Source organism: Methylobacterium sp. CM6244, from assembly GCF_054817885.1.
The window spans coordinates 3,720,845-3,746,835 of record NZ_CM139247.1 but is presented as its reverse complement, the minus strand read 5'-3'; the positions used below and the strand labels follow the sequence as shown (position 1 = coordinate 3,746,835).

Here is a 25,991-nt window from a genome sequence, read left to right as displayed (position 1 = left end):
CGGTGAGCCCGCCTTTTTCATGAGTTCTTCGCCGAATGCGCCGGGGTGATCGACCCGGCGTGATGTCCCTCACGCCGCCTTCTTGACGCGGGCGATCTTGGACAATTCGCGCAGGATCGAGGTCGTGATCTTCAGGCGCTCGGGGATGGAATCGAGCTCGCGGATGAACACGATGCTCATGTCCGGGCGCACCTTGGCGAAGGAGGCCTGACCGCCGACGAAGGCCACCAGCCCCTGCGGATTGGCGAAGGACTTGTCGCGGAAATGGACGACGACGCCCTTCGGCCCGGCCTCGACCTTCTCCACGTTGGTGTCGCGGCACAGGATCTTGATCGTGACGATCTTGAGGAGCTGCTCCACCTCCGGCGGCAGCGGCCCGAACCGGTCGATCAGCTCGGCCCCGAAGCTCTCCATCTCGGCGTCGTTCTCCAGGGTGGAGAGCCGGCGATAGAGGCCGAGGCGGACGGTGAGATCCTCGACGTAATCCTCCGGGATCGTGACCGGTGCTCCCAGCGCGATGGTGGGTGACCACGCCTCCTCCACCGGCTCCTCGATGCCGGCCTTGAGGGCGGTGACGGCATCCTCCAGCATCTGCTGGTAGAGTTCGTAGCCGACCTCCTTGATATGGCCTGACTGGGCGTCACCGAGCAGGTTGCCGGCGCCGCGGATGTCGAGATCGTGGGAGGCGAGCTGGAAGCCCGCGCCCAGGGTGTCGAGGGTCTGGAGCACTTGGAGACGCTTCTCCGCCTGCACGGTGAGCTGCTTGTTGGCCGGGGTCGTGAACAGGGCGTAGGCGCGGGCCTTGGCGCGCCCGACACGGCCGCGCAGCTGGTAGAGCTGGGCGAGGCCGAACATGTCGGCCCGGTGCACGATGAGGGTGTTGGCGGTGGGGATGTCGAGGCCGGATTCGACGATGGTGGTGGAGAGCAGCACGTCGAACTTGCCCTCGTAGAACGCGGTCATCACGTCCTCGAGCTGGCCCGCCGCCATCTGGCCATGGGCCACCGCCACCTTGGTCTCGGGCATCTCGGTATCGAGGAAGCGCTTCACCTCCGCCAGATCCTCGATCCGCGGCACCACATAGAAGGACTGGCCGCCGCGATAGCGCTCGCGCAGCAGGGCCTCTCGGATCATCAGCGCATCGAACGGGATCACGAAGGTGCGCACCGCGAGGCGGTCCACCGGTGGCGTCGCGATGATCGAGAGTTCGCGGACCCCGGTCATGGCGAGCTGGAGCGTGCGCGGGATCGGGGTCGCCGAGAGGGTCAACACGTGGACATCGGCCTGGAGCGCCTTGAGGCGCTCCTTGTGGGCCACGCCGAAATGCTGCTCCTCGTCGACGATGATGAGGCCGAGATCCTTGAAGGCCACGTTCTTGGCGAGCAGCGCATGGGTGCCGACCACGATGTCGACGGTCCCGGCGGCGAGGCCCGCGCGGTTCTGCTTCATCTCGGCGGCGGAGACGAAGCGCGAGAGCTGCGCCACCTGCACCGGCAGCCCTTTGAAGCGCTCGGCGAAGGTCCGGTAATGCTGGCGCGCCAGCAGGGTGGTGGGCACCACCACCGCCACCTGCTTGCCGCCCATGGCCCCCGCGAAGGCGGCGCGCAACGCCACCTCGGTCTTGCCGAAGCCGACATCGCCGCAGACGAGGCGGTCCATGGGACGACCGGCATTGAGATCGGACAGGACGGCGTCGATGGCGGTGGCCTGGTCCTCGGTCTCCTCGAATGCGAAGCGGGCGGCGAACTCGCCGTAGAGGCCGTCCGGAGCCTGGAGGCGGGGCGCCTGGCGCACGAAGCGCTCGGCCGCGATCTTGATGAGCTGGCCGGCCATCTCCAGGATGCGCTTCTTCATCTTGGCCTTGCGGGCCTGCCAGGCACCGCCGCCGAGACGATCGAGGGCAACCTCCGCATCTTCCGAGCCGTAGCGGGTCAGAAGCTCGATATTCTCCACCGGCAGCAGCAGCAGTCCGCCGGCATACTGGATCTCCAGGCAATCGTGCGGCGCGCCCGCCGCCGTCACCGTCTTGAGGCCGACGAACCGGCCGATGCCGTGATCGGCATGGACCACGAGATCGCCGGGCTGCAGCGCCTGCACCTCCAGGATGATGTCCTGTGGCCGTTTAGACTTGCGCTTCTGGCGCACCAGCCGGTCGCCGAGGATGTCGCCTTCCGAGATGACCGCGAGCTTGTCGACGACGAAGCCGGAATCGAGCCCCCACACCGCCACCGCCATGTCGGTGCCGCGCTTCAGGGCGTTCACCGCCGTGAGGGTGTTGATGGAGACCGGCTTCTTCAGGCCGTGATCGGTGAGCACGCCACAGAGCCGGTCACGCGAGCCGTCGGACCAGGATGCGAGGATCACATGATGACCCGATCCCTGGAGTTCCTTCACATGGGCGACGGCGGCGTCGAACACGCTGGCCGTCTCGTCCGCCCGCTCGGCCGCGAAGCTGCGGCCCGCCTTGCCCTCGCAATCGATGGTGAGGCGGTCCGGGCTCTCGGGCATTGCGAAGGGCGAGAGCCGCGCGACGGAGGCGGCGGCGACCCGCTCCTTCCAGTCGTTCTGCGTCAGGTAGAGGGAGGACGGCCTGAGCGGCTTGTAGGGCGCGACGCCGGTGGACGGCGTCTTCATCGCCTCGGCGCGGGCGTCGTAATAATCGCGGATCAGGGTGAGGCGCTCGGCGACCGCCTCCTCCGCCTGTGCGTCGAAGACCAGCGGCACGCCCGGCACGTAGTCGAACAGGGTGTCGAGATGGTCGTAGAACAGCGGCATCCAGTGCTCGAGGCCGGCATAGCGCCGTCCCTCGCTGATGGTCTCGTAGAGCCGATCGTCGCGGGTCGCCGCGCCGAAGGTGGAGATATAGCCCTGGCGGAAGCGCCGGATCGTCTCCGTGGTCAATTGCACCTCGCTCATCGGAACGAGGTCGAGGGAGCGGAGCGAGCCGACCGTGCGCTGGGTCTCCGGATCGAAGGCGCGGATGGATTCCAGGGTGTCGCCGAAGAAGTCGAGGCGGATCGGGTTCGGCAGGCCCGGCGGCGACAGGTCGAGGATGCCGCCGCGCACGGCGTATTCACCCGTCTCGCGCACCGTCCCCGTGCGCAGGAAGCCGTTGGCCTCGACCCAGGCGGTAACGGTATCCATCGGCACCACGTTGCCGATCGCCGCCGAGAAGGTCTCCACCGCGATCTTCTCTCGGGGAGGCACTCTCTGGATCAAGGCGTTGACGGTGGTGCAGAGGATGCGCGGCTGTTCCTCTGACGAACGCGAGCGTGAGAGCCGCGACAGCGCGGTCATCCGCTGGGCGGCGATGGCGGCGTTCGGAGAGACCCGGTCGTAGGGCTGGCAGTCCCAGGCCGGAACGCTCATCACCTCGATCTCGGGGGCGACGAATTTCAGCCCGGTCTGGAACGCGTTCGAGCGCCCGGAATCACGGGCCACATGCACCAGAACCGCCGGCCCCTCGAAACTCCGCGACAGGGCGCGGGCGAGATCGGCCACCACCACCGCGTCGAACCCTTCGGGCACGTTGGCGAGCGTCGGGCTGTCGCCGCGCTTCAGCGCCTCCAGCGCACGGGCGAGCGCACCGGATTTCGGCAGGGCGAACCGCGCCGTCTGGGGCTTCGGGGCGGGAGCGGGCGCTTTGGGCTGGGGTTTGGCCATCGGGTCGGGGTTTTCGAACTCATGGGAAAGTGAGACGCGACGCGCCTCCCTCCCCCCTGTGGGGAGGGACCGAGGGTGGGGGTGGTTGGGCGACCCTCCCACTGCGGAGGCGAGCGGCGCTACCCCCACCTCCAACTCCTCCCCACAGGGGGAGGAGAGCCTCGCATCGCCTAGACCGCTAATGAATCGGCGCGTCGTGCTTATGGAACGCCTGGAGGCGGCGGTATACCGGCGTGTCGTAATTCTGCGGCGTCTCGTCCTCGCCGGTGAGCCAGCGGAACAGGTCGCGGTCGGGCAGCTCGATCAGGGCTTCGAAGGTCGTCAATTCCTCATCGCTCAGCGTACCGATCTCCGCATCGGCGAAACGGCCCATGATCAGGTCCATCTCGCGCATGCCGCGATGCCAGGCGCGGAAGAGGGTGCGGCGGCGGCGCGGATCGAGATCCGCGCTGGTGCGGGTGGTTCCGGACATGGGGTCAGCCTGTCATGCTGCGATCCTGGGATCCGGTGATCCCGGGACAGGGGAAACTGTGCGCGGCCCGGTGCCGCGTTAGCGGCGTAGGGCCCTGCTGTCGTCTATATAGACCCGCGCGGCGGCATCACCATCTCCGTTCGCGCGGCTCAACCGGCTTTGCATGACAGACGAACCCCGCCCGACGAACCTGCGCCCCAGCATCCTCGATCCGCTCTTCGCCCAGGCCCGGACCCTCCCCGGCGTCGGGCCGAAGTTGGCGCCGCTGATCGAGCGGCTCCTCGGCACGCCCGAACAGCCAGCGCGGATCGTCGATCTTCTGTTCCACCTGCCCCAGGGCGGGGTGGCGCGCACGATGATGGGCTCCATCGCCGAGGCGCCGCCGGGCGAGCCCGTGACGTTGGGTGTCACCGTGACCGGCTATCGCCCGCCGCAGCCCGGGGCGGGGCGGCGTCCCTTCCGGGTTCTGGTGGAGGACGGCACCGGCGACATCACCCTGGTGTTCTTCGGCATGCCGCAGGCCCGCGTGGAGAAGATGCTGCCGCTGGGCGCCCATCGCTACATTTCCGGCCGCATCGACCTGTGGGACGGGCACCGGCAGATGGTGCATCCGTCGCGGATCGTGGACGAGGCGGGGCTCGCTGCCCTCCCCGCCGTCGAGCTCGTCTACGGCGCGACCGAGGGGCTGACCTCGCGGGCGATCTCGAAACTGGCGCATTCCGCCCTCGACCGGCTGCCGACCCTGCCCGAATGGCAGGACCCGGCCTGGCTCGCGCGGGAAGGGCTGCCGGGTTTCGCCGATGCGCTCAGGGCCGAGCACCGGCCCGAGAACGCGCCGCCGGCACCGGCGAGCGATGGCGTCACGCCCCGCACCCCGGCGCGCCGTCGCCTCGCCTATGACGAACTCCTCGCCTCGCAGCTGGCGCTGGCCCTGATGCGGGCCCGCAACCGCAGGGCGCCCGGCCGCGCCAATGCCGGCGACGGTCATCTCAAGGACCGGATCGAGGCCGCCCTGCCCTTCGCGCTCACCGGCGCCCAGGCCCGGGCCGTCGAGGATATCCGCGCCGATCTCGCCTCCGACCGGCGCATGCTGCGCCTGCTCCAGGGCGATGTCGGCTCGGGCAAGACGGCGGTGGCGCTGCTGGCCATGGCCTCGGCGGTGGAGGTCGGCCGGCAGGCGGCTCTGATGGCGCCCACCGAGATCCTGGCGCGCCAGCATTTCGAGCGCCTGACGGAGCTCGTCGGTTCGCTGCGCCTGCGCCTCCTCACCGGGCGCGACAAGGTCTCGGAGCGCCGCGCCACCCTGGCCGACCTCGCCGACGGCCATATCGATATCGTGGTCGGCACCCACGCCCTGTTCCAGGACAGTGTGATCTTCAAGGATCTCGGCGTCGCCGTGGTGGACGAGCAGCATCGGTTCGGCGTCCATCAGCGCCTCGCGCTCGGCGCCAAGGGGGCGGCGGTGGACATCCTGGTGATGACCGCGACGCCGATCCCCCGCACCCTGGCGCTGACCTGTTTCGGCGACATGGACGTCTCGGTCCTCGACGAGAAGCCCGCCGGCCGCCAGGCCATCGCCACCCGCCTCGTCTCCATCGACCGGCTCGACGAGGTGGTAATGGGGCTCGGCCGGGCGCTTGCCTCCGGGGACAGGGTCTACTGGATCTGCCCGCTGGTGGCGGAATCCGAATATGTCGACCTCGCCGCCGCCGAGGATCGCTTCGCCGACCTGCGGCAGGAATTCGGCGACGCCGTCGGGCTGATCCACGGCAAGATGCCGGGGCCGGACAAGGATGCCGCCATGGAGCGGTTCGCCGCCGGCGAGACGAAGATCCTGGTCTCTACAACGGTGGTGGAGGTGGGCGTCGACGTGCCCGAGGCGACGATCATGGTGATCGAGCATGCCGAGCGGTTCGGCCTCGCGCAGCTGCACCAGCTGCGCGGACGGGTCGGGCGCGGGGCCAAGGCCTCCACCTGCCTGCTGCTCTATCGCGGGCCGCTGGGACAGGTCTCCCGCGCCCGCCTCGAAATGATGCGCGAGACCGAGGACGGTTTCCGCATCGCCGAGGAGGATCTGCGCCTGCGCGGCGAGGGCGAGGTGCTGGGCACGCGCCAATCGGGCGCGGCCGCCTTCCGCCTCGCGAGCCTCGAGAGCGACGCCAGCCTGCTGGAGGTCGCCCGCGATGATGCGCGGCTCATCGTCGAGCGCGATCCCGGCCTCAGATCCGAGCGTGGCAGGGCGCTCCGGGTGCTACTGTACCTGTTCGAAAGGGACGCGGCGATTCGGTTGCTCGGAGCCGGTTGAGCCGATTCGCCGGCCGTCAGGAACCCACGCCAAACCTGAACGCATCGCCACAAAAGCGACGAATCGACCACCGATGACGTCTGCGCAGTTCAGCTTCGAGAACCATGGCACCGCAGCCACATGGCGCCTGAAAAAGCTTGTTTTTCAAAGACAAGCTGATTTCCGGATCTCGTTTCCCGAGCCGTTGTGCGGTGCCGCACGGACTTCCTGAACTTGAAATGAACGTATTCTCCCCTTAACTAAACATGAACGAACAGCCCGCCAGACTGGGCTGCCACAACGAATTCAGGAGGATGGATATGTCTGCCGGACTGTTCCAAAACCTACCGGGTGCCCACGAAATGGGGAGCGTCCACGCCCTTCCGAGCGAACCGTGGCTGCTTCCGATCTCGGATGGCAAGGAGCCCGCGCTGAAGACGACGGACGATGTCCTCCTCGCGGTTCGTCAATCCGCCCGCCCCTTCCAGATCGCCGCGAATGCGCTGATGGTCCTGCTTTTGGTGGCCGTCACCGCCCAGATCGCCATGGGCTGGGGTGGTTCCACCGTTGCCCCGCACGCCAACAGCCATGTCGCCGATGCCTCGCCGCCGATGCTGCCCATCGAGAAGGCCTCGATGACGGTTCACAACTAGGCGCGTTCCAGCGAGGCTCCCGAAAGGCGGGTTCGCTTTTCGGGAGGTGTGCGTCGGGTCATGTACCGGCCCGGAGACTTGGACCGGCAGCCCTGCGAGGGCGAGCTTTTCACTCCGTGCTGATGAGCTTCTCCTGGCGACGGGACGAGGCTTCGAGCACCGCCTCCGGCCCGGCCGCCTGCCCGTTCTGAGCCGCGCGGATCGATGCCGCCATGGCCTGCAGCCTGACCTGCGGATCTTCCGGCTGGATCACCCCCGCCGACATCACCAGCTTGGCTGCGTCGTCGATGCTCATGGGCACTTCGATGATATCGGCCCGTGGCAGGTAGAAGAAGAAGCCCGTGGTGGGGTTGGGCGCGCAGGGCAGGAACACGCCCACATGGTCGTTTTCCTCCCCCAAAGCCGTCTGGACGTCCGGTCCGGCCGGCGCCGAGACGAACACCACCGACCACGTTCCCTTCACCGGGAATTCGACCAGGCCGACGGTGCGGAACGACGTGCCGTTGGCCGAGAACAGTGTCTCGAAGATCTGCCGCAGGCCCTTGTAGAGGCCCGAGATCACCGGGGTGCGTGCGAGCAGCACCTCCCCGAACTCCACCACGCTGCGGCCGACGAGGTTGGCGGTGAGGAAGCCGAGCAGCGTCACCGCGACGAAGGCGATGACGAGGCCGATGCCCGGAAGCGAGAAGGGCAGGTAATGGTCCGGCAGATAGCTCGCCGGCACCAGGGGCTTCACCCAGCCGTCGATGAGGCTGATGAACCACCACGTGATGTAGATGGTGATCGCCAACGGCCCGGCGACGATGATGCCGGTGAGGAAGTAGGTCCGCAGGCGGCTCTTCTTGCTCACCCGAGGCGGCGGCCGTGCGACGGCGGGGTCTGGTTCCGGCAACGGGGTGAGCGTTTCGCGCACGGGCGGCCTGTCTCGTGGGAGGCTGGTCTTCAGCCTGCATGACAAGGGTTAGCGGGTCGGGCGTGCCACCTCAAGCGCGGGGAAGCCACGCCCCTGGCCTGACGAGCGCAGGCGTGGATCACGGCTTGGTTTCGCCGAGCGCCGCCTCTGCCGCCAGCGCCCTCTCCTTCCAAGCATCCCGTTCCGCGAGGGCCTCCTTGAGGGCGAGTTCGGCGCGCTGTGCCCGCGTGGCGCTGGCCGAGGCCAGGGCCTGCGCCCGTTCGCGGGCGCGGGTCTCGCCGGCCATCTGGACCTTGAGGTCGCGCGGCGTTGCCATGGTCGTGTCCGTTCTCGTCGGGGAGGGAAGTGGCAGGATGCCTCGCCGGCGCCGGTTGTGCCAGATCCATGACGTGACGCGAAGGCGCGGAAATCCTGTGCCTGCACCCCGTGGCCGCGTAGCGGAGCCCGGGATCCAGAAACGCAGGAAGTTCAGAACTTTGCCCTGCCGGCGGCGGCATGTCATGGCGGTCGCCCTGCCCCGTTTGGGGGTGGGGTGTCCTCAGGGCGACGGATGCGGGTCGTTGGCCAGCCGGATCGGTTCGCCGTGCGGGGTCGCGGCGGCGGCACGCAGGAAGGCGTCGCTGCGGGCCTGGACGCTCGCGGAATCGGTGACACCGCGTTCGGCGAGCAGGGCTTCCAGAGTCGCGAGCCAGCGTCCGTAATCGGCGGCCGCCTCCGGCCCGCCTTCCGGGCGGATGCTGCGTCCGAGGGCGTGCGCCCACTCCTCCTGCGTGAACAGGCCCCGCTCCTGCAGGGCGACCACCAGGGCGAAGACCTGCGCCTCCCACGGTTCTGCGAACGGTCCCGGATCGTCGGGCCGGCAAATCGGGCTCATGACGCCGCTCCCGGCAGGAGATACCCCTCGAAGGCGGCCACGGTGACGCGCCCGCCCGGGTCGGCGCTCGCCCCCCATAGTTCGGTGGCCTCGAACCCCACCGTGTAGAGCCATTGCGGCGGGGCCTCCCGGCCCTGCGCGCTGGCATCGGGCAGGACGAAGGCGCCGTGGACCCGCTCGATGACGCCACGCCGGCCCCGGACGTAACGCGGCAGGCGGGTGTGGCCAATGGGGTGGTCGTTGCGGGTCAAGACGGGGTCGCGTACCGCATATAGAGCCGGCGCATCCGGCGGCCGGTCGCTGGGAAATCCCGCGGAGAAGCGGGGCGGGATCTCCTCGGCGCGCAGCACCCGTTTCACCGGGCTCGCCGGCCCGGCGCTGGCGCCCGCGGCGATTTCCTCTTGCGTGGCAAGGCCATGGGCGACGACCTGCGCTTCGAGGGCGGCGAGCCAGATCTCGTAATAGCTCGACGACAGGTACTCCGCCGGGGGCAGCGATTCCCGCGCGGCGCGGCTGCCGTCCAGGGTCCAGGTACCGGTATAGCCCACCGCCAGAGCCAAGGCGAAGACGCGCCGTTCCCATTCCGCATGAAAAACCGGCTCGTTCGCCTCCGGCATGACGGTGCCGAATCCGTGGGCGCCGCCGAGATCCTGCGCTCCGTTCATTGGGCCGTCTCCGGGGCGAGCGGCAGCCCGGTGCCGATCATGCAATCGCGCGTGACCAGGGCGGCGAGCTCGGCCTCGGTCAGGGATTCGGTGCCGGCGGGCCGCAGGGGCAGGACCATGAACCGGGTCTCGGCGGTGGAATCCCACACGGTGATGCGGGTCGCCTCGGGAAGGGTGAGGCCGAACTCGGCGAGGACCCCGCGCGGGTCGAGGACGGCGCGGGCGCGGTAGGGCGGCGCCTTGTACCAGACCGGCGGCAGCCCGAGCACCGGCCAGGGATAGCAGGAACACAGGGTGCAGACGACGAGGTTGTGGCTGTCGGCCGTGTTCTCGACCACCACCATATGCTCGCCCCCGCGCCCCCCGATGCCGAGTTCCGCGATGGCCGGGGTCCCGTCGGCGAGGAGCCGGTCGCGATAGGCCGGATCGGTCCAGGCGCGGGCGACGACGCGGGCGCCGTTATGGGGGCCGATGCGGGTCTCGTACATTTCGACCAGCGCGTCGAGGGCGTCGGCCTGGACGTAGCCCTTCTCCAGAAGCAGCGATTCCAGCGCCCTCACCCGCGCCTCGATGGGGGTGAGGCTGCTGCCATCCGCGTGGTCCGGATGGTCATGGTGATGGTCGTGATCGTGCGCCATGGCGTCTCGTCCTGTGCCCGGAACGGCTTTCAAGTCGGTTGTCCGGCCCGGAGGCGAGCAAGCACGGGGCGCGCCGGGCATTGTGCGAGGGCCAGTCTGATACCGGAGAGGCACCGTGTCGACACCACTTCGCAGTTCGTCAGCGCACGGCTTCGATGGCCTCCTGGGCATCGCGGTGATCCTCCGCGGTGGCCTCGGGCTTCTCCTGCCGGGCGGGGGCCTGTGGCGCGGCGCAGAGGCTGACCGTGATCGGGAAATGGTCCGAGCCGACGCCGGGCAGCCGTTCCATGTGGCCGAGCAGGAAGTGCTCGCTGAAGAAGACATGGTCGAGGGGCCAGCGCATCACAGGCCATTGCGCGTGGAAGGTCGCGAACAGGCCGCGGCCCCGGCGCGGATCGAGCAAGCCGCTGATACTCTGGAACAATTGGGTCGTGCGGGACCAGGCCACGTCGTTGAGATCGCCGGCGACGATGGTGGGACCCGGCGCCTCCGCCACTTCGCGGGCGACGATCACCAGTTCGGCGTCGCGCGGCGCGCTGCTGTGGCCGGGATGCGGGGGGCGCGGATGCAGGCCATGGAGCCTCACCGTCTCGCCGTCCGGCAGCACAACCTGGGTGCGCAGCGACGGCACGTCGTCCTGGAGCAGGAAGCGGATTTCGGGGCCGCGCAGGGGCAGGCGCGAATAGAACAACAGGCCGTAGGTGTTGTCCTGCGGCTGCTCGACCCGGTTCGGGTAGAGCGCGCGCAATGGAGACATGGCCTCCTGCCAGGCGGAATCGGTCTCCAGCAGCAGGACGAGATCGGGCGAGCGACGCGTGACGAGATCGAGGGCCGCGCCGTAATTCCTGTTCGTTTGCAATACGTTGAGCACCACGAGGCTGAGCCGGGCTCCCGGCTCGCAGGCCGTGGCCGCCTTCGCCTGGGTGGCGGCGAGCGGCGTGAAGGGCAGGATGTAGCGGACCTGCATGACCAAAGCCGCCGCCATGGCGAGGGCGAGGATGAGGGAGGTCGTGTCCCTGGAGACCGGAAGGAGGCCGGCGAGGCAGGCCGCCAGCGCCACCGCGATCTGCAGCCGGGGGAAGTCCAGGCTGCGGACGAAGCCGAGATTGGTCTCGATCAGGGGCAGCACCGTCGCGGCCACCAGCAGACCGGCGATGCCCTGCAGGGCGAGCGTGAGATACGTCAAACCTGGTCTCCGCCGCCGTGCGCCCGTCAGGGAGCCGCCCAACCGGGCCATTCAATGGGCCATGCCGCGTCGTCTCGCGCGACCGCCAAGCGGCCCCGTATGACCGCCATGCGACCCCCGTTTCGACCGCCACGCGACCCGGTTTCGAGGGGCGCCTGACAATCGACGGATTCCGGTGGCGGTTCCGGCCTATTCCACCGTCACGGATTTGGCGAGGTTGCGCGGCTGGTCCACGTCTTTGCCCATGAAAACGGCCGTGTGGTAGGCGATGAGCTGGATCGGCACCGCGTAGACGATGGGAGACACGACCGGGTCGAGGTCGGGCATGGTCACCGTCGCCATGGTGTCGAGGCCGGCCGCCGCCGCGCCCTTGGCGTCGCCGATGAGGATGATGCGGCCGCCGCGCGCGGCGACCTCCTGCATGTTCGACACCGTCTTCTCGAAGATCGCGTCGTGCGGCGCGATGACGATGACCGGCACGCTCTCGTCGATGAGGGCGATGGGGCCGTGCTTGAGCTCGCCGGCGGCGTAGCCCTCGGCGTGGATGTAGCTGATCTCCTTGAGCTTCAGCGCGCCTTCCATCGCCATCGGGTAGCTCGTGCCGCGGCCGAGATAGAGCACGTCGCGGGCCTTCGAGACCTCACGGGCGAGAAGCTCGATCTCGCCTTCCAGCTTGGTCGCGTCCGCCATCAGGCCCGGCACGGTGATGAGCGCGTCGACGAGTTCGCGCTCGCGCTCGGCGCTTAGGGTGCCCCGCGCCCGGCCCGCCGCGATGGCGAGGCACAGGAGCACCGTGAGCTGGCAGGAGAAGGCCTTGGTGGAGGCCACGCCGATCTCGGGGCCGGCGAGCGTCGGCACCACGGCCGAAGCCTCGCGGGCAATGGTGGAGGTCGGCACGTTGACCACCGCCAGGGTGTGCTGGCCTTGGCTCTTGGCGTAGCGCAGGGAGGCCAGGGTGTCGGCGGTCTCGCCCGATTGCGAGATGACGAGGGTCAGGCCGGCCTTATCGAGGGGCGGCTCGCGGTAGCGCGCCTCGGAGGCGACGTCGATCTCCACGGGTAGCCGCGCCAGGGATTCGAACCAGTATTTCGCCACCAGCCCGGCATAATAGGCGGTGCCGCAGGCGGTGATCGAGAGCCGCGAGAGATCCTTGAAATCGAACGGCAGCGCCTCGGGCAGGGCGACCCGGCCATTGGCGAGGTCGACGTAATGGGCCAGCGTGCGGCCCACCACCTCGGGCTGCTCGTGGATTTCCTTGGCCATGAAGTGGCGGTGATTACCTTTCTCGACCCGGTAGGCCTGGGCGACGATGCGCTGGCGCTGGCGCGAGACCGGATTGCCGTCGATGTCGCGGATCGCGGCGCCCTCGCGGGTCAGCACCGCCCAGTCGCCCTCCTCCAGATAGGTGATCTCCTCGGTGAAGGGGGCGAGGGCGAGGGCGTCCGAGCCCAGATAGGTCTCGCCATCGCCGAAGCCGATGGCCAGGGGCGCACCGTGGCGGGCGCCGATGAGGAGATCGTCGTGGCCGGTGAAGATGAAGGCCAGGGCGAAGGCACCGCGCAGGCGCGGCAGGGCGGCGGCCACGGCCTCCACCGGGCCCAGGCCCTTGTCCATCTCGGCGCTGACGAGCTGGGCCACGACCTCCGTGTCGGTCTCGCTCTCGAAGCGCACGCCGCTGGCCTGCAACTCGGCCTTCAGCTCGCGGAAATTCTCGATGATGCCGTTATGGACGACGGCCAGCCGCGCCGTGGCATGGGGGTGGGCATTGGTCTCGTTCGGCCGGCCATGGGTGGCCCAGCGGGTATGGCCGATGCCGATGGCGCCGGGCAGGGGCTCGTCGCGCAGCCTGAGTTCGAGGTTGGAGAGCTTGCCCTCGGCGCGGCGGCGATCTAGCTGGCCATTGGCCAGGGTGGCGACGCCGGCCGAATCGTAGCCGCGATATTCGAGGCGGCGCAGGGCTTCGACCACCTGTCCCGCCACCGCCTCATGCCCGACGATGCCAACGATTCCACACATGGTCGCTACTTCTCATACGAGTGGGCTTGGCCGGGGAGCGGAAGGCTCGTGCCTCCGGTAGTCCCGGACCGGGATCGTGGCGGCGGCCACGCAAGGCGTGGCCCACACCTTCCAGAACCGCCTTGTATCGGATCGGGACGCCTCGCCGCCAGCCATCCCGTCACTGTGCCGCTTGGGCAGCATGGCCTATCCTCATTCTCACCATCAAGAATGTAAGACAAAATCATGATAAAAAAGAGGTTTATGACTCTGGTGAGGCGTTCTGCAGGTGCAGCATGCGCCGGATGTCTTGTTGCAAAGCGATGCCGGTCAGCGTCATGGACGGTCAGGGCGCGAGCTCGCCCATGCTCGTGAGGTGAATCACGCCTTTGCCGGGCAACTCCACACGCAGTTCCAGCTTGCCTCCCGCCGCTTCCACGAACCGACGCAGCGTCGAGAGGTAGAGGTCGGTCTGACGCTCCATCTTGAGAACGGCGGGCTGCGTGATGCCCAGCTCCCGTGCGATGTCTTCCTGACTGCGGTCAGCGAGCAGACGCAGCGCCTTGAGCCCGTCGATCTCGGCCTTCATCTCGTCGGCGCGAGCCTGAATTCGCGCATGACGGTCGGGCGGCATTGCGGCGATCACCTGTTCCATCGTCCGTGCCATTCTATCGCTCCCGCGCTGCCAGGTGGTCCTCGAACCGATCGTCCGCCCTGGCGATGAGTCCCTTGTAGAAACGCTTTTGCGCCACCCCGGCCTTGTCACCCGCGATCAGGAGGATGGCTTGCCGCTCCGGATCGAAGGCGAAGGCGACCCGCCATACTCCATCCTCGGCCCGGAACCGCAATTCCTTCATATTGGCATGCCGGGACCCCGAAAGCGTGTCGACATGCGGGCGCCCGAGCGCAGGTCCGTACTCCATGAGAAGCAGCGATAAGGCTGCAATCGTGTCTTGGACCGGCCCAGGCAACGCTTCGTATTCAGGATCGAATGCATCGTGCAGCACCACGGTCCAGGACATCTGGAACTATAACCTCCAGGTTATGGAAAAGCCAGATTATGCGATGAAGCCAGCTTCAGTTCAGCGCCTCGTGCAGGCACCGGCGACGGAGCGGAGTCGTCCTCAGAGTCCCGAGGATCGCTTGGCGGCCTTCATCGCCTGCAATGCCGCCCGCATCCCGCTGGCCATACCCTCGATGATGCGTTGGCGGCTACGGGCGATGGCGAGGGCATCGGCCGGCACCGAATGCGTAATGACCGAGCCCGCGCCGACGATGGCGCCGGCCCCGACGCTCACGGGCGCCACCAGGGCGGTGTTCGAGCCGATGAAGGCGCCGGCCCCGATCTCGGTCCGGTGCTTGTTCACCCCGTCGTAATTGCAGGTGATGGTGCCGGCCCCGACATTCGCGCCCGGCCCGATCTCGGCATCGCCGAGATAGGTCAGGTGGTTGGCCTTGGCGCCCTCGCCGAGGCGGGCGTTCTTCATCTCGACGAAATTGCCGATACGCGAGCCGGTCTCCAGCACCGCGCCGGGGCGAAGCCTCGCATAGGGGCCGATGCTGACGCCCTCTGCCAGGGTCGCGCCTTCGAGATGCGAGAAGGCATGAATCACGCAACGGTCGCCGACCGTCACGTGGGGGCCGAACACCACATGAGGTTCCACGAGAACGTCCCGGCCCAACACCGTGTCGACGCTGAAGAAAACCGTTTCCGGCGCCACCAGGGTGGCCCCGCTGATCTGGGCCGCGCGGCGCAGCCGCGCCTGGATCGTCGCCTCGGCGACGCTGAGCTGGACCCGGTCGTTGACGCCCTGCGCCTCGGCCTCGTCCACGGGCACCACCGCCACGGCGAGCCCGTCGTCCACGGCGAGGGCGACCGCGTCCGGCAGGTAGTACTCGCCCGCCGCGTTGGCGTTGCCGATCCGCGTGAGCAGGGCGAGGGCATGGGGGCCGGACAGTGCCATAAGTCCGGCATTGCACAGGGTGACGGCGCGTTCCTCCGCGCTCGCATCCTTCTCCTCGCGGATGGCGAGTACGCGCCCGCCCTCCGTCAGCACCCGTCCGTAGCCGATGGGATTCTCCGCCGTGAAAGCCAGCACCGCCACCGCCGCCCCATCGGCCAGGGGCGCGCGCAGGCGGGTGAGGGTGGCCCCCGTGACGAGGGGAGTGTCGCCGAACGCGATCACCACGTCGTCGGAGCCCGCCTCCAGGGCCTCGCGGGCGGCCAGAACCGCATGGGCGGTGCCGAGGCGCTCCACCTGCGGATGGACCGAGGCTCCGGGTGCGGCCCGCGCGATCTCGGCGGCCACCGCCTCCTGCCCCGGCTCAACCACCACGGCGATGCGGGTCGCTCCGGCTTCGCGAGCGGCGGCGAGAACATGGCCGAGCATGGTCCGCCCGGCCACCGCGTGCAGCACCTTGGGCAGGTCGGACCGCATCCGCGTGCCCTTACCGGCGGCGAGCACGATGGCCGTGAGGCTGCGTCCGCCCGTCCGGGCGGGCTCGGTCGAATGGGGGGTCTGCGCCGTCATCGTCGCTCCGCCGCTGTCGGGCCGGGGGCCGGCTCGCGTCCTATCCGGCTGCGCTACTGCGTGGCTTGTTGGGTAGCAAGCCTGCGCGGCCGGTGAGCCGGAGGCGCGGACGGAGATCCGGTCCGAACCGTCTGGGTCATCAGCTCTTGCATCAGCTCTTGAGGATCAGGGTGATCAGCACGGCGGCCACGCATACGAACATGACGACCCCAAGGACCAGGCTCGCCAGGGTGGTGGTGGAGATATAGGTGCCGGCGACGGTTCCCAGCATGCGCGTGACACCGCCTCCCGCCGGGGAGGCGGCGTCACCGGGGTGGCCGCATCCCGGACAGGCCACGGCTTGCGCGGAGACCTGTCGCGAGCAGGCAGGGCATGGGATGAGCGCCATGAGGTGCCTCGTAAGAGGTGAACGACCCCTGGAATCTGTCACAAGCGCGGCTATTCGGCCAGTCCGGCACCCTTATCGCCCCTCGCCGCCCCTCGCCGCCGTTCCCGGCCGAACTGCTTGCCTGCCGGGAAAATCCGCGTTCCGTTGAACGGTTTCGGTTCCTTCCGGCTTAAGGTTGGGTTCGGGCCGTGCCGTGGTAAAGCCGGGACATACTGCATCGCACCCCGCGCCTTCCCGCGCCGACATTACAGGTCCAATGACGCCGACGATTCCGGGACTTCGCCGCGCCGTGACAGAACCCTCCTCCGATGATCCCGTGGTGACGGGACCGCAGGACCGGAGCCGCCGGGAGCTTTTCTTGCAGGCGAGCGCCGCCGCGCTGGCTCTCTCCCTCCCCGGCACCGCCTCGACCGCCTGGGCGGACGATGCCCCCGCCCTCCCCGCCGAGGGCGCGCCGTTCCTCGGCCATACGGTGCCCGACCTCGCCCGCGAGCTTGCCAAACGCCCCTATGCCGCCCCCCGCACCGACGACCTGCCCGGCGCCCTGACCGGGCTCAACCGCGAGCAGTACAACGCCATCCGGACCGTGCCGGGCAGCGCGATTTGGGCGAACGAGGCCTTCGGCTTCACCCTCGAGCCCCTGCATCGCGGCTCGGTCTTCACCGGCCGCGTGGCCCTGGCCCTGGTGGAGGACGGCACGGTGCGGCCGCTGGCCTACGACCGCGCCCGGTTCGAGGCGGAGGGCATCGCCCTGCCCGAGTTCAAGGACGATCCCGGCTATTCGGGCCTGCGCATCCGCGCCCGGTTCGATGGCGGCGAACTCACCGATTTCGCCACCTTCCAGGGGGCGTCGTTCTTCCGCCTCGTCGCCACCGGCCAGGGCTTCGGCGTCACCGCGCGCGCCCTCACCCTGCGCCCCGCCGATTCACGCGGCGAGGAGTTCCCCGAACTCCGTGCCATCTGGGTCGAGCGGCCGGGCCCCGGCGGCCCGCTGGTGCTGCATTGCCTCGTCGATTCCCCCTCGGCCACCGCTTCCCTGAGGATGAGCCTGCGGCCCGGCGGCGATTCGCTCTGCGATGTCGAGGGCACGGTGTTCGCGCGCGCGGCTATCGACCATCTCGGTCTCGGCGGCATGACTACGAGCTACCTCTTCGGCCCCTACGACCGGCGCGGTGCCGACGATGCCCGCGCCGGCGCCTATGCCTCCACCGGCCTGCAGATCCGCACCGGTGCCAATGAGGCGATCTGGCGTCCCGCGCGCAACCCGGAGACGCTGCAGGTCTCGTCCTTCGTCGACGAGAACCCCAAAGGGTTCGGCCTGATGCAGCGGGCGCGCAGCTACGCCGATTTCGAGGACGACGTGCAGCATTGGGAGTGGCGCCCGTCGCTCTGGCTCGAGCCGTTCGGCAATTGGGGGCCGGGGGCGGTGACGCTCCTCGAGATCCCGAGCGATTCCGAGTTCAACGAGAACATCCTGGCCTATTGGCGGCCGAAGGCGACGCTGGCGGCGGGCACCGAGCATGCGTTCAGCTATCGCCAGCACTGGTGCTGGCAGCCGCCGGAGGCGCCGCCCGTGGCGCTCGTCTCCGGCACCCGCAGCGGCAAGGCGCCGGGGAGCAACCGCCGCCTCTTCCTGGTGGATTTCACCGGTGACATCCTGTTCGCCGATCCCGACCTGCAGCCGACGCTCCTGACCTCGCCCGGCACGGTGGCGGCCCCGACCCTCTATCGCTATCCCGACCGTAAGACGGTGCGGGTCTCCTTCGAGCTCGACACGGGCGGCGGGAAGTCCTGCGAACTGCGCCTCGTGCTCAAGCGCGGGGAGGCCTCCGTCACCGAAACCTGGCTCTACCGGTGGACACCCTGAACACGCACGCGCTTCCCCCCACCGCCCCGGCTTCCTTCCGGCCCGCGATGCCGCCCGAAGCCCCGCTGCCCATGCCGGTGCAGGCGCTCGACCGCTGGGACCCCGCATCTGGGCACCGTCCGGCCAAGCCCGCACGGCGGCCCTGGGCCGCCCGCGCCTTCGTCTTCGGCGGGGCGGCGCTGCTCACCGCCTATGGCGCCCTGGAGATGTACGAGGTCGTGGCCGTCTCGGGCGGGACGACGGCGCTGCAATATGTGCTGCTCGTGCTCTTCACCCTGAACTTCTCTTGGATCGCCCTCTCCTTCATGAGCGCGATCCTGGGCTTCGCCACGCTCCTGCGCCGGCCGAAGGCGCCGCTTCCGCCGACCCGGCTCGCCACGAAGACCGCCATCGTCATGCCGGTCTACAACGAGGCCACCGCCCGCACCTTCGCGGCCGTGGAAGCCATGCGGGCGGAGATCGACGCCACCGGCCTCGGCGAGGCCTTCGACTATTTCGTCCTGTCGGACTCGACGGTGGGCGATGCCTGGATCGCCGAGGAGCGCGCCTTCCTCGATCTGCGCGAGCGCTGGGGCGAGGATGCGCGGCTCTATTACCGGCACCGGGCGAAGAACCACCACCGCAAGGCCGGCAATATCGGCGACTTCGTCTCGCGCTGGGGCGGGGCCTACGACCACATGCTGGTGCTCGACGCCGACAGCCTGATGACCGGTCCTTGCGTGGTCCATCTCGCCGCCGCCATGGAGGCGGACCCGGATTCCGGCATCATCCAGTCGCTGCCGCTCATCATCAACCGCAACACCCTGTTCGCCCGCGTCCAGCAATTCGCCGCCCGCATCTACGGCCCGGTCATCGCCACGGGCCTCTCCGTCTGGTCGGGCCGCGACGGCAATTACTGGGGCCACAACGCCATCATCCGCACCCGCGCCTTCGCGGAGGCCTGCGGCCTGCCCGACCTCAAGGGCAAACCGCCCTTCGGCGGCCACATCCTCAGCCACGATTTCGTCGAGGCGGCGCTGATCCGGCGGGCCGGCTGGAGCGTGACCATGCTGCCCGCCCTGCCCGGCTCCTACGAGGAGAGCCCGCCCTCCCTCATCGACGTCGCGGTGCGCGACCGGCGCTGGGCGCAAGGCAACCTCCAGCACAGCCGCGTCATCGGGGCGGCGGGCCTGACGCTGGCTTCGCGCCAGCATTTCGCCACCGGCATCGCCGGCTACGTCGCCTCACCGCTCTGGCTCGGCCAGCTCGTGGTCGGTATCGCCCTGGTGCTCCAGACCGCCTATGTGCGGCCGGAATACTTTACCTCCGAATTCGGGCTCTACCCGGTCTGGCCGCGCTTCGATCCCGTGCGCGCGCTCCAGCTGTTCGGGCTCACCATGGGCATCCTGCTGGCGCCGAAGCTCCTGGGGCTGATCCTCGCCCTCATCGACGGGCCGGTGCGCCGGGCCTCGGGCGGCGCCATCCGCCTCGTCCTGTCGAGCCTGATCGAGACGATCCTCTCCGCCCTCATCGCCCCCATCGCCATGCTGATCCAATCCGGCTCGGTGTTCGAGATCCTGGTCGGGCGCGATACCGGCTGGAACCCGCAGCGGCGCGACGACGGCTCGATACCCTTGCGCGACATCGTCCGCCGCCACCGCTGGCACATGGTGCTGGGACTGGTGACTGGCATCGCCGCCTTCGCCATCGCCACCTCGCTGTTCCTCTGGATGTCGCCCACCATCCTCGGCCTTGTCCTGGCGATCCCGATCTCCTGGGCGAGCGGCCAGCTCTCCTGGGGCCTCGCCCTCAAGCGCCTTGGCCTGCTGATGACCCCGGAGGAGCGCGACCCGCCCGCCATCGCCGTCACCGCCGGGACGCTCGCCGCCCGCAACGCCGAGGCCGGCCTCGACGACTCGGATGCGATCCGCGCCCTCCACGCCGATGCGGGCTTCGCCGAGGCCCATGCCCTGATGCTGCCCGAGATGCCCCAACGCCCCCGCGGCGTGATCGACACCGACCGCGCCCTCGCCCAGGCCAAGGTGGTGGAGGCCGAGACCGTCGCCGAGGCCGCCGAGTGGCTCAGCCCCAAGGAGCGCATGGCCCTCCTCCACGACCGCGCCCTCCTCGACCGCCTCACCCGCCTCGCGCCCGCGTGAGCTACGATCGTCACGCCTGTCGCGGGATGCGCTGACGAGCCCTCCTCCCCAGCGGATCTCGGGCCTGCCCGAGATCCGTCGAGCTTGTGGGGAGGAGTTGGAGGTGGGGGTGGTCGGGCGACCCTCAAGCTGCGGAGGCTGGCGGAGCCACCCCCACTCCTAACCTCTCCCCACAAGGGGGAGAGGGACGCGGTCTGCCAACGAGGGCAGATGTGTGAATCCGGTAGCCCGCGTGAGACGGGGGGATCGACCGTGCCCGGAGCTCGTTTCCACGAGAGCCCGCGGATCCGGGCGGCCGATGCCGGCCCCCTGCCCGCTCGGCGGCCGATCCGGAAGGTCAGTCGGCGCTTCCCGAATCGGGTGCCTTGGCGAGACGGTCCGCCAGGGAGGCCTCGTACTGGATGAGGTCCTTGCCCCGCTTCATCGCCCGGTAGAAGTCCCGCGCCGCCACGTGGGCGTTGATGTCCCGGACATAGGGAGCCGTGGTCGGTACCGCCTCGAGCAATTCGCTCGCCTGGGCCACGAACAGGTTCTCGATCTCCGACACGTCGTCGGAGAGATAGAGCACCGTGAGAGTCAGGTAGAGGCGCTTGCAGGCCGTATCGGCCTCGCTCTCCGTGATGATGTCGGATTCGCGCAGGAACTTCGTCATCGTCTCGATGACGAAACTCGACCGCCGGGACCCGTTGCGGATCGCGGCCCCGCCGATCAGCAACCGCTCGAACGGCTTGAGTTCGATCTTCAGGGGCATGACCGGTCCTTCGGGCTCGGGCGGGATCATCGCTCCGGACGGTTAACAATACGTCACCGCTTTGGCCGGGGTTGCTTCGCGGAATCCGGCATCGCCCGGAGGTCGCGAAGATGAGGAGAATGCAGCGGATCTCCCACATGTTTCGTTGACTGTCCGCCTTAAGACCTTCGCAACGTCCTCGTGGTTTGGTGACGCTGCATCCAAAAAAGGGGTGCTTCCAGATCAGAATGGATCAGACCTCATGTCTTCAGGCATCACCCTCACCTCTGCGACCCGCCAGAACCTGCTCTCGCTGCAGGGCACCGCCGATCTGCTGACCCAGACCCAGAACCGTCTGTCGACCGGCAAGAAGGTCAACTCGGCCCTCGACGATCCGACGAGCTTCTTCACCTCGCAGTCCCTGTCCGGCCGCTCGGGCGATCTCGGCTCGCTCCTCAACGGCATCTCGAACGGCGTCCAGACGATCCAGGCCGCCAACCAGGGCATCACCTCGATCCAGAAGCTGGTCGACTCGGCCAAGTCCACCGCCAACCAGGCGCTGGCCGACAAGAGCTCCGTTTCGAATGGAACCCCGGCGACCGCTGCCGCGCTCACCGCCAGTGTTGGTTACCAGGGCAGCACCACCGCCGCAGTCGATGGCACCCAGAATTTCTCGGGTAGCAATAGCCTGGTGTTCACGGTCTCTGGCGGAAGCGCTGCGAGCGTCGCGACGCCATCGACGATTACTCTCAATGCCTCCACCCTCGGCGGCCTGACCAGCGACCTGACGAAGGTGACCGCCGACACCATCGTGACGGCGATCAACAACCAGCTCGCCAACGATGCCGTGCCGTCGGGCGTCACCGCATCGAAAACGACCGACGGCCGTATCGTGTTCACCACGACCGACACGGGTGCCGATTCCGCGGTGACCCTCACCAATACGTCCGGCGCCGTCGACATCGGTTTCGGCGTCGGAACGACGGCCCAGACGGCAACAGGCGCTGATGCCAAGAACAGCGCGAAAGCCGCCGTCGTTTCCGGCGAAGTGCTTGCGACGACGATCGATCTATCCGGCACTGCCGTTGCGCCGAGCTTCGAAATCCAGCTCGGCTCGGGTGCCAAGAAGTCCATCACCGTCGCCGACGGTGCGACGGCAAACGCCACCACGCAGGCTGAAATCGCGACCTCGATCAACGCTCAGCTCAATGCCGACACCGGTTTCGCCGGAAAAGTCACCGCCAGCTTCGTGGACAACCGGCTTACCTTCACGTCGACGGGAACCGGTACCTCGGAGAAGATCACCCTCAGCAACGCGGCCGGCACCAACATCGGCTTCGGCACCGCCGGTGCAACGGGCACGCCGGTCGTCGGCTCAGGCTCGGGCTCTGCCAGCGGCACCAACGCGACCCGCACCTCGCTCGCCAAGCAGTTCAACACCCTGCTCGATCAGATCACCCAGCAGGCGAAGGACTCGAGCTACAACGGCATCAACCTGCTGTACCGCTCGGGCACCGACAAGGCCGAGAACTCGCTGAAGGTCACCTTCAACGAGACGGGTTCTTCGAACCTGAACATCGAAGGCGCCAAGCTCGATTCCGATGGTCTGGGCCTTGCCTCGGCCACCGGCGGCTTCCAGTCCGACGATGAGATCAATACGGCTCTGACGGCCCTGACCGCTGCCACCAGCCAGCTTCGCGCCCAGTCCTCGACCTTCGGCTCCAACCTCTCGGTGGTGCAGAACCGTCAGGACTTCTCGAAGAACCTGATCAACATCCTCGACACCGGCTCGGCCAACCTGACGAACGCGGACCTCAACGAGGAAGCCGCCAACTCCCAGGCCCTGTCGACCCGCCAGTCGATCGGCATCTCGGCCCTCTCGCTCGCCAACACGGCGCAGCAGGGCATCCTGCAGCTTCTCCGCTAAGCGGATCAGCCATCACGACACTAAGCGGCCGGGGGAAACCCCGGCCGTTTTCGTTCGCGCCACGTCCCGGCCCCGGCCGGATGGAGATTCTCGCGGGACGACCGCGCGGACCGTCACGATCCGACAGATAAGGGCGGTTCGGTCTCGCTGCCGCCGCCGCCACGGGCGACGCTGCCCCGCATGCGGCCGGGGACAAGGCCGCCGGATGACGGGATCGAGCCCGTTCAGCGACGGACGACAGCCCAGGCGTCGGCGAAGGCACGCCATCGCGCCTTCCCAACGGCTTGGAAGGATGGCCGAGTGGTTCGAGGAAGCGGACTTCAGATTCGCTCCCGGCCATTCCCCACAGTCCCTCGAGATCAGCGACAGTATTGCCCGGGCTCGGTCTTTCGATCCGAAGGCGTTCGCTCGCCGTTCTCTGCCCCTGCCCGTATCGAGGCGTTGGGCGGGCCAAAGGCGGTAGCACTCGTCCGGCCTCTGGCCCGCCGCCGAACGGCCGCCGGAGCGGAGCTCAGTTCGGCTCTGTCCCACCCGCGGGTGGCTTCTGCTCCGTGCAGACGATGGGGTGCTTGGACTGGTCGGTCCACGTGACTTCCTGGCCCTTGCCGCGCAGTTCGTGGGTGTCGTCGCCGTAGCGAAACCCTGAGCCCGAAGGCTGCGCCGGCAGAGTGATCTCCGGCCCTTCGGGAGGCCGGACGATCGCAGGCTGTGCCGGGTCGGAGGTGACGAACTCGACCGTGAGCAAGACGTCCTTCGGGCACGAGAAGATCACCCGCTTCGTCGTTGCCCCCTCGCTGGCGGTCGCCCGGGACAGCGTCTTGTCGGGGGCCTCTGCGTGAGCCTGGATCGACATGCCGAGCATGACGGCGGCAACGAGAAACGGCGACACGGTGTGAAGGCGCATCATCTAGAGCATCTCCGAGTTCAGCCTGATCGGCCGGAGGGCTGAGGACGCGCCCGACCGGAGGTCCCGTCAAGGATACGACCGCTCGGGATCATGATGATGGGCCAAAGCTCAGGGGCTCCTCCAGATCCCGATCACCGCTCCTCGCCCATGACGATCCGACACGGGCCGCCAAGAGGGCCTCCATCGACGTCTCTCCATCCGCGTCCGGCTCAACGTCAGTATCGGTCTCCCGATCGGCATCCACTTCGGCTGAGAGCGCTCCGGCGTGGCTGGCCCGCCCGTTCGAGGGGGCGAAAGACCGGAGTGGAACCAGCCTGCGAGCCATTACTGTTGTTCCGTCGAGGACGCCTCAGGTGAGGGCGACCGCAGGAGGCATGTCCATGCAGAGCAAGCTCACGAAGACGATCATCGGGGCTGTCATCGCCGTGGCTCTCGCGGCTGCCGTATCCTATGGGCTCATCAACCAGCAGACGGCGGATCAGCTGCAGACCAAGGCGAACCAGACGCTGTCGGACGACCAGGCTGCCCCCGGCACGGCGCCTCGGCAGCCGGCCCCGGCGCCGCAGGGTCCCAACCAGCAAGCGCCGGCGCAGCCGACCCCCACGCCCGCACCTCGGCAGTGAGGGGGGGGCGGCACGGACATCCGCACGCCGTCTCGGTTCGCCGGCTGAAACCGCCCGGTAACCCTCCGGCTTTAGGCCTCGTTAGGCACGAAACCGCCGAACCGAGATGGATACCGATGACCAGGGACCAGCTTTCCGCCGAACTGTCGCGCATGGCGAAGATGCAGATCAGCGACATCACCCGGGCGGTGAAGAGCGGCGATAAAGCCATCGCCTTGAACGAGGTGAGCGACCTCGCGCTACGCTTGAATTTCCTCGCCGACGCCATCGCCGGCGTACCGGTCCCGGCACCGGCACCGGCGGTTTCCCCCGCTCGCGTCCTCGATCCGGCGTGACCGCTGCATCGGAGTGGCGCGCGGAGCGCAATGGACGCTCCCGCGCCCGGCTTGAACGCTCGCTTCCCGCCCTCTTCCCGGTGCCGGTCCTGCAGCATGCGCTGTCACGTCCGCTGACGCCGCCCACGCCGCGCCTCGCCGTCGAGAGCTATTGGCGCAACCACGTCCTCCGGGCCGATCGCCTGGCGCGGGCACTGGCCGCACGCTCAGGCCAGCCGGAGGGATGGACGTGGCGTCTCGGCTCGGAGAAGGGTTCGGGCCTCGCCGCGACCTTCCGGATGCCCCCTTCGCCCTATCGCGAGCCTGCGCACGCGCGAGGGCCCGGCCATTGCTGCATCTGCGGACAGCCGGTCTTCCGCTTCGGCTGGCACAAGGATCTGTGGGGCACCGGCACGCCGAACAAGAACGCCCGCTGGCATTCGGCCTGCGTCACGGCCTGGAAGTTCTGGGTGGCGCCGAGCGACCAGGTGAAGGTTTTGAAGGCGCATCAGCGCCATCGCTGCGCCGCCTCCGGGAAGCGCCTGCTGAAGACGGCCGAGGTCGACCATCGCACGCCGCTCTATCGCGTCTGGCGCGAAGACCGCGACGCTGCTTGGCCGACCTTGCTGGCCTATTGGGGCGCTCCGAACCTTCAGGTCGTGAACCGCGTTGTCCACGTGGAGAAATGCGGTGCGGAGGCAAGCGAGCGAGCGCTCCAGCGGCGGTCTTTCGTCTCGGACAATCCTCTCGATACGGAGGCTGACGCCATGATGCTTTTCTCGACATCGGCGTGAACCACTCGCCGTCGAAGCCTTTCCTCGGACCTGCTTCCCGCGCGCGATGGGTCATCACGCTACCGCTTCCGGAATTGGAGACGATCGAATGACGGATGACAAAGTCGGCCGGCAGGACCGTAAGGACACGAGGGCTGCCAAGGCCGCCGAACGTGCGGATACGGCAGGTCAGGTCTGGGAAGAAGTCAAAGTCCGTGAGACGGCGCGTGACGACCAGATCGTTCGGCTGAAGGCCCAGCGGCTCGAGCGCGATGCCGCGGATGCCGCTGCAGAGAAGCCTCCCACGAAGCGCTCGTCGTGAGTGAGCTTCGTGGCACTGACCGAAGCTGTCGGCTGCGGAATCCTCGGCCGAGCGGTGCGGGCCGATCGCAGCGCATCTGGTTTGGGACCGGGGGGCCATCGAAGCCGCCCTCCCCGGCGGCCACATGG

At 68.5% G+C, this 25,991-nt stretch carries 24 protein-coding genes; 9 read left to right on the top strand and 15 right to left on the bottom strand.

The features are described 5' to 3' along the window. Positions 1–69 precede the first annotated feature (69 nt). Positions 70–3,663, bottom strand: a complete 3,594-nt coding sequence (gene mfd / locus ACYQML_RS17510; protein ID WP_461233537.1) for a transcription-repair coupling factor — start codon at positions 3,661–3,663, stop codon at positions 70–72. A gap of 178 nt (positions 3,664–3,841) precedes the next feature. After that, a complete protein-coding gene (locus ACYQML_RS17505) occupies positions 3,842–4,135 on the bottom strand; it encodes an FAD assembly factor SdhE (protein WP_056425773.1) in 294 nt (97 codons plus the stop codon). Between the two features lie 163 nt (positions 4,136–4,298). Between ACYQML_RS17505 and recG the strand changes: the two genes are divergently transcribed. Both recG and ACYQML_RS17495 read left to right on the top strand, forming a co-directional pair. Beyond that, entirely contained in the window at positions 4,299–6,440 is a 2,142-nt protein-coding gene (gene recG / locus ACYQML_RS17500; RefSeq protein ID WP_056425776.1) for an ATP-dependent DNA helicase RecG, read from the top strand. Between the two features lie 299 nt (positions 6,441–6,739). Next, positions 6,740–7,072, top strand: coding sequence for a hypothetical protein (locus tag ACYQML_RS17495; protein ID WP_056425778.1), 333 nt, complete (start codon positions 6,740–6,742; stop codon positions 7,070–7,072). Between the two features lie 109 nt (positions 7,073–7,181). Here ACYQML_RS17495 and ACYQML_RS17490 read toward each other — a convergent pair whose 3' ends face one another. The 11 genes from ACYQML_RS17490 to ACYQML_RS17440 all read right to left on the bottom strand — a co-directional run bounded on the left by ACYQML_RS17490 (position 7,182) and on the right by ACYQML_RS17440 (position 16,262). Beyond that, positions 7,182–7,985, bottom strand: a complete 804-nt coding sequence (locus ACYQML_RS17490) for a DUF502 domain-containing protein (protein WP_156467721.1) — start codon at positions 7,983–7,985, stop codon at positions 7,182–7,184. 118 nt (positions 7,986–8,103) lie between these two features. Beyond that, a complete protein-coding gene (locus ACYQML_RS17485) occupies positions 8,104–8,301 on the bottom strand; it encodes a hypothetical protein (protein ID WP_056425783.1) in 198 nt (65 codons plus the stop codon). Positions 8,302–8,523: 222 nt separating this feature from the next. Beyond that, positions 8,524–8,859 carry a nitrile hydratase accessory protein gene (locus ACYQML_RS17480; protein ID WP_056425786.1) on the bottom strand — a complete coding sequence of 112 codons (336 nt, stop codon included), beginning with the start codon at positions 8,857–8,859 and terminating at the stop codon, positions 8,524–8,526. Next, a complete protein-coding gene (gene nthB, locus ACYQML_RS17475) occupies positions 8,856–9,524 on the bottom strand; it encodes a nitrile hydratase subunit beta (protein ID WP_056425789.1) in 669 nt (222 codons plus the stop codon). Before nthB ends, ACYQML_RS17480 begins: the two co-directional genes overlap by 4 nt. After that, the gene (gene nthA, locus ACYQML_RS17470; RefSeq protein ID WP_056425793.1) at positions 9,521–10,162 is read right to left on the bottom strand and encodes a nitrile hydratase subunit alpha; all 642 of its coding nucleotides are present in this window, start codon (positions 10,160–10,162) and stop codon (positions 9,521–9,523) included. The genes nthB and nthA overlap by 4 nt, the downstream gene beginning before the upstream one ends. A gap of 139 nt (positions 10,163–10,301) precedes the next feature. Next, positions 10,302–11,348 carry an endonuclease/exonuclease/phosphatase family protein gene (locus ACYQML_RS17465; RefSeq protein ID WP_082490380.1) on the bottom strand — a complete coding sequence of 349 codons (1,047 nt, stop codon included), beginning with the start codon at positions 11,346–11,348 and terminating at the stop codon, positions 10,302–10,304. Positions 11,349–11,537: 189 nt separating this feature from the next. Beyond that, the gene (gene glmS / locus ACYQML_RS17460) at positions 11,538–13,364 is read right to left on the bottom strand and encodes a glutamine--fructose-6-phosphate transaminase (isomerizing) (RefSeq protein ID WP_056425799.1); all 1,827 of its coding nucleotides are present in this window, start codon (positions 13,362–13,364) and stop codon (positions 11,538–11,540) included. 325 nt (positions 13,365–13,689) lie between these two features. Continuing rightward, positions 13,690–13,998, bottom strand: coding sequence for an XRE family transcriptional regulator (locus ACYQML_RS17455; RefSeq protein WP_082490385.1), 309 nt, complete (start codon positions 13,996–13,998; stop codon positions 13,690–13,692). A 13-nt stretch (positions 13,999–14,011) separates the two neighbouring features. Continuing rightward, on the bottom strand, positions 14,012–14,365 hold the full coding sequence (locus ACYQML_RS17450; RefSeq protein WP_420604378.1) for a type II toxin-antitoxin system RelE/ParE family toxin: 354 nt from the start codon (positions 14,363–14,365) through the stop codon (positions 14,012–14,014). Positions 14,366–14,467: 102 nt separating this feature from the next. Further along, positions 14,468–15,874, bottom strand: coding sequence for a bifunctional UDP-N-acetylglucosamine diphosphorylase/glucosamine-1-phosphate N-acetyltransferase GlmU (gene glmU / locus ACYQML_RS17445; RefSeq protein WP_056425804.1), 1,407 nt, complete (start codon positions 15,872–15,874; stop codon positions 14,468–14,470). A 151-nt stretch (positions 15,875–16,025) separates the two neighbouring features. Beyond that, positions 16,026–16,262, bottom strand: coding sequence for a hypothetical protein (locus ACYQML_RS17440; protein WP_056425806.1), 237 nt, complete (start codon positions 16,260–16,262; stop codon positions 16,026–16,028). Positions 16,263–16,518: 256 nt separating this feature from the next. On the opposite strand from ACYQML_RS17440, the gene ACYQML_RS17435 reads away from it, so the two are divergent. Next, the gene (locus ACYQML_RS17435; protein WP_056425808.1) at positions 16,519–18,129 is read left to right on the top strand and encodes an OpgD/OpgG family glucan biosynthesis protein; all 1,611 of its coding nucleotides are present in this window, start codon (positions 16,519–16,521) and stop codon (positions 18,127–18,129) included. After that, entirely contained in the window at positions 18,117–20,267 is a 2,151-nt protein-coding gene (gene mdoH / locus ACYQML_RS17430) for a glucans biosynthesis glucosyltransferase MdoH (RefSeq protein WP_056425810.1), read from the top strand. The genes ACYQML_RS17435 and mdoH overlap by 13 nt, the downstream gene beginning before the upstream one ends. 337 nt (positions 20,268–20,604) lie before the next feature. On the opposite strand, the gene ACYQML_RS17425 is transcribed toward mdoH, so the two are convergent. Beyond that, positions 20,605–21,018, bottom strand: a complete 414-nt coding sequence (locus ACYQML_RS17425) for a flagellar biosynthesis repressor FlbT (RefSeq protein ID WP_056425938.1) — start codon at positions 21,016–21,018, stop codon at positions 20,605–20,607. Between the two features lie 241 nt (positions 21,019–21,259). Between ACYQML_RS17425 and ACYQML_RS17420 the strand changes: the two genes are divergently transcribed. Then, positions 21,260–22,924 carry a flagellin N-terminal helical domain-containing protein gene (locus ACYQML_RS17420; RefSeq protein ID WP_056425813.1) on the top strand — a complete coding sequence of 555 codons (1,665 nt, stop codon included), beginning with the start codon at positions 21,260–21,262 and terminating at the stop codon, positions 22,922–22,924. Between the two features lie 511 nt (positions 22,925–23,435). Here the strand turns inward: ACYQML_RS17420 and ACYQML_RS17415 are convergent. Continuing rightward, positions 23,436–23,831: an MliC family protein gene (locus ACYQML_RS17415; protein ID WP_244483604.1), complete on the bottom strand. Its 396-nt coding sequence runs from the start codon at positions 23,829–23,831 to the stop codon at positions 23,436–23,438. Positions 23,832–24,211: 380 nt separating this feature from the next. Between ACYQML_RS17415 and ACYQML_RS17410 the strand changes: the two genes are divergently transcribed. From ACYQML_RS17410 to ACYQML_RS17395, 4 genes are all read left to right on the top strand, one after another. Continuing rightward, complete coding sequence (locus tag ACYQML_RS17410) at positions 24,212–24,454, top strand: hypothetical protein (protein ID WP_056425941.1); 243 nt, start codon at positions 24,212–24,214, stop codon at positions 24,452–24,454. Between the two features lie 116 nt (positions 24,455–24,570). After that, entirely contained in the window at positions 24,571–24,789 is a 219-nt protein-coding gene (locus ACYQML_RS17405) for a hypothetical protein (protein WP_056425820.1), read from the top strand. Next, positions 24,786–25,562, top strand: coding sequence for a hypothetical protein (locus ACYQML_RS17400; protein ID WP_056425823.1), 777 nt, complete (start codon positions 24,786–24,788; stop codon positions 25,560–25,562). The genes ACYQML_RS17405 and ACYQML_RS17400 overlap by 4 nt, the downstream gene beginning before the upstream one ends. An 88-nt stretch (positions 25,563–25,650) precedes the next feature. Next, positions 25,651–25,863, top strand: a complete 213-nt coding sequence (locus ACYQML_RS17395; protein WP_056425826.1) for a hypothetical protein — start codon at positions 25,651–25,653, stop codon at positions 25,861–25,863. Positions 25,864–25,991: the final 128 nt, after the last annotated feature.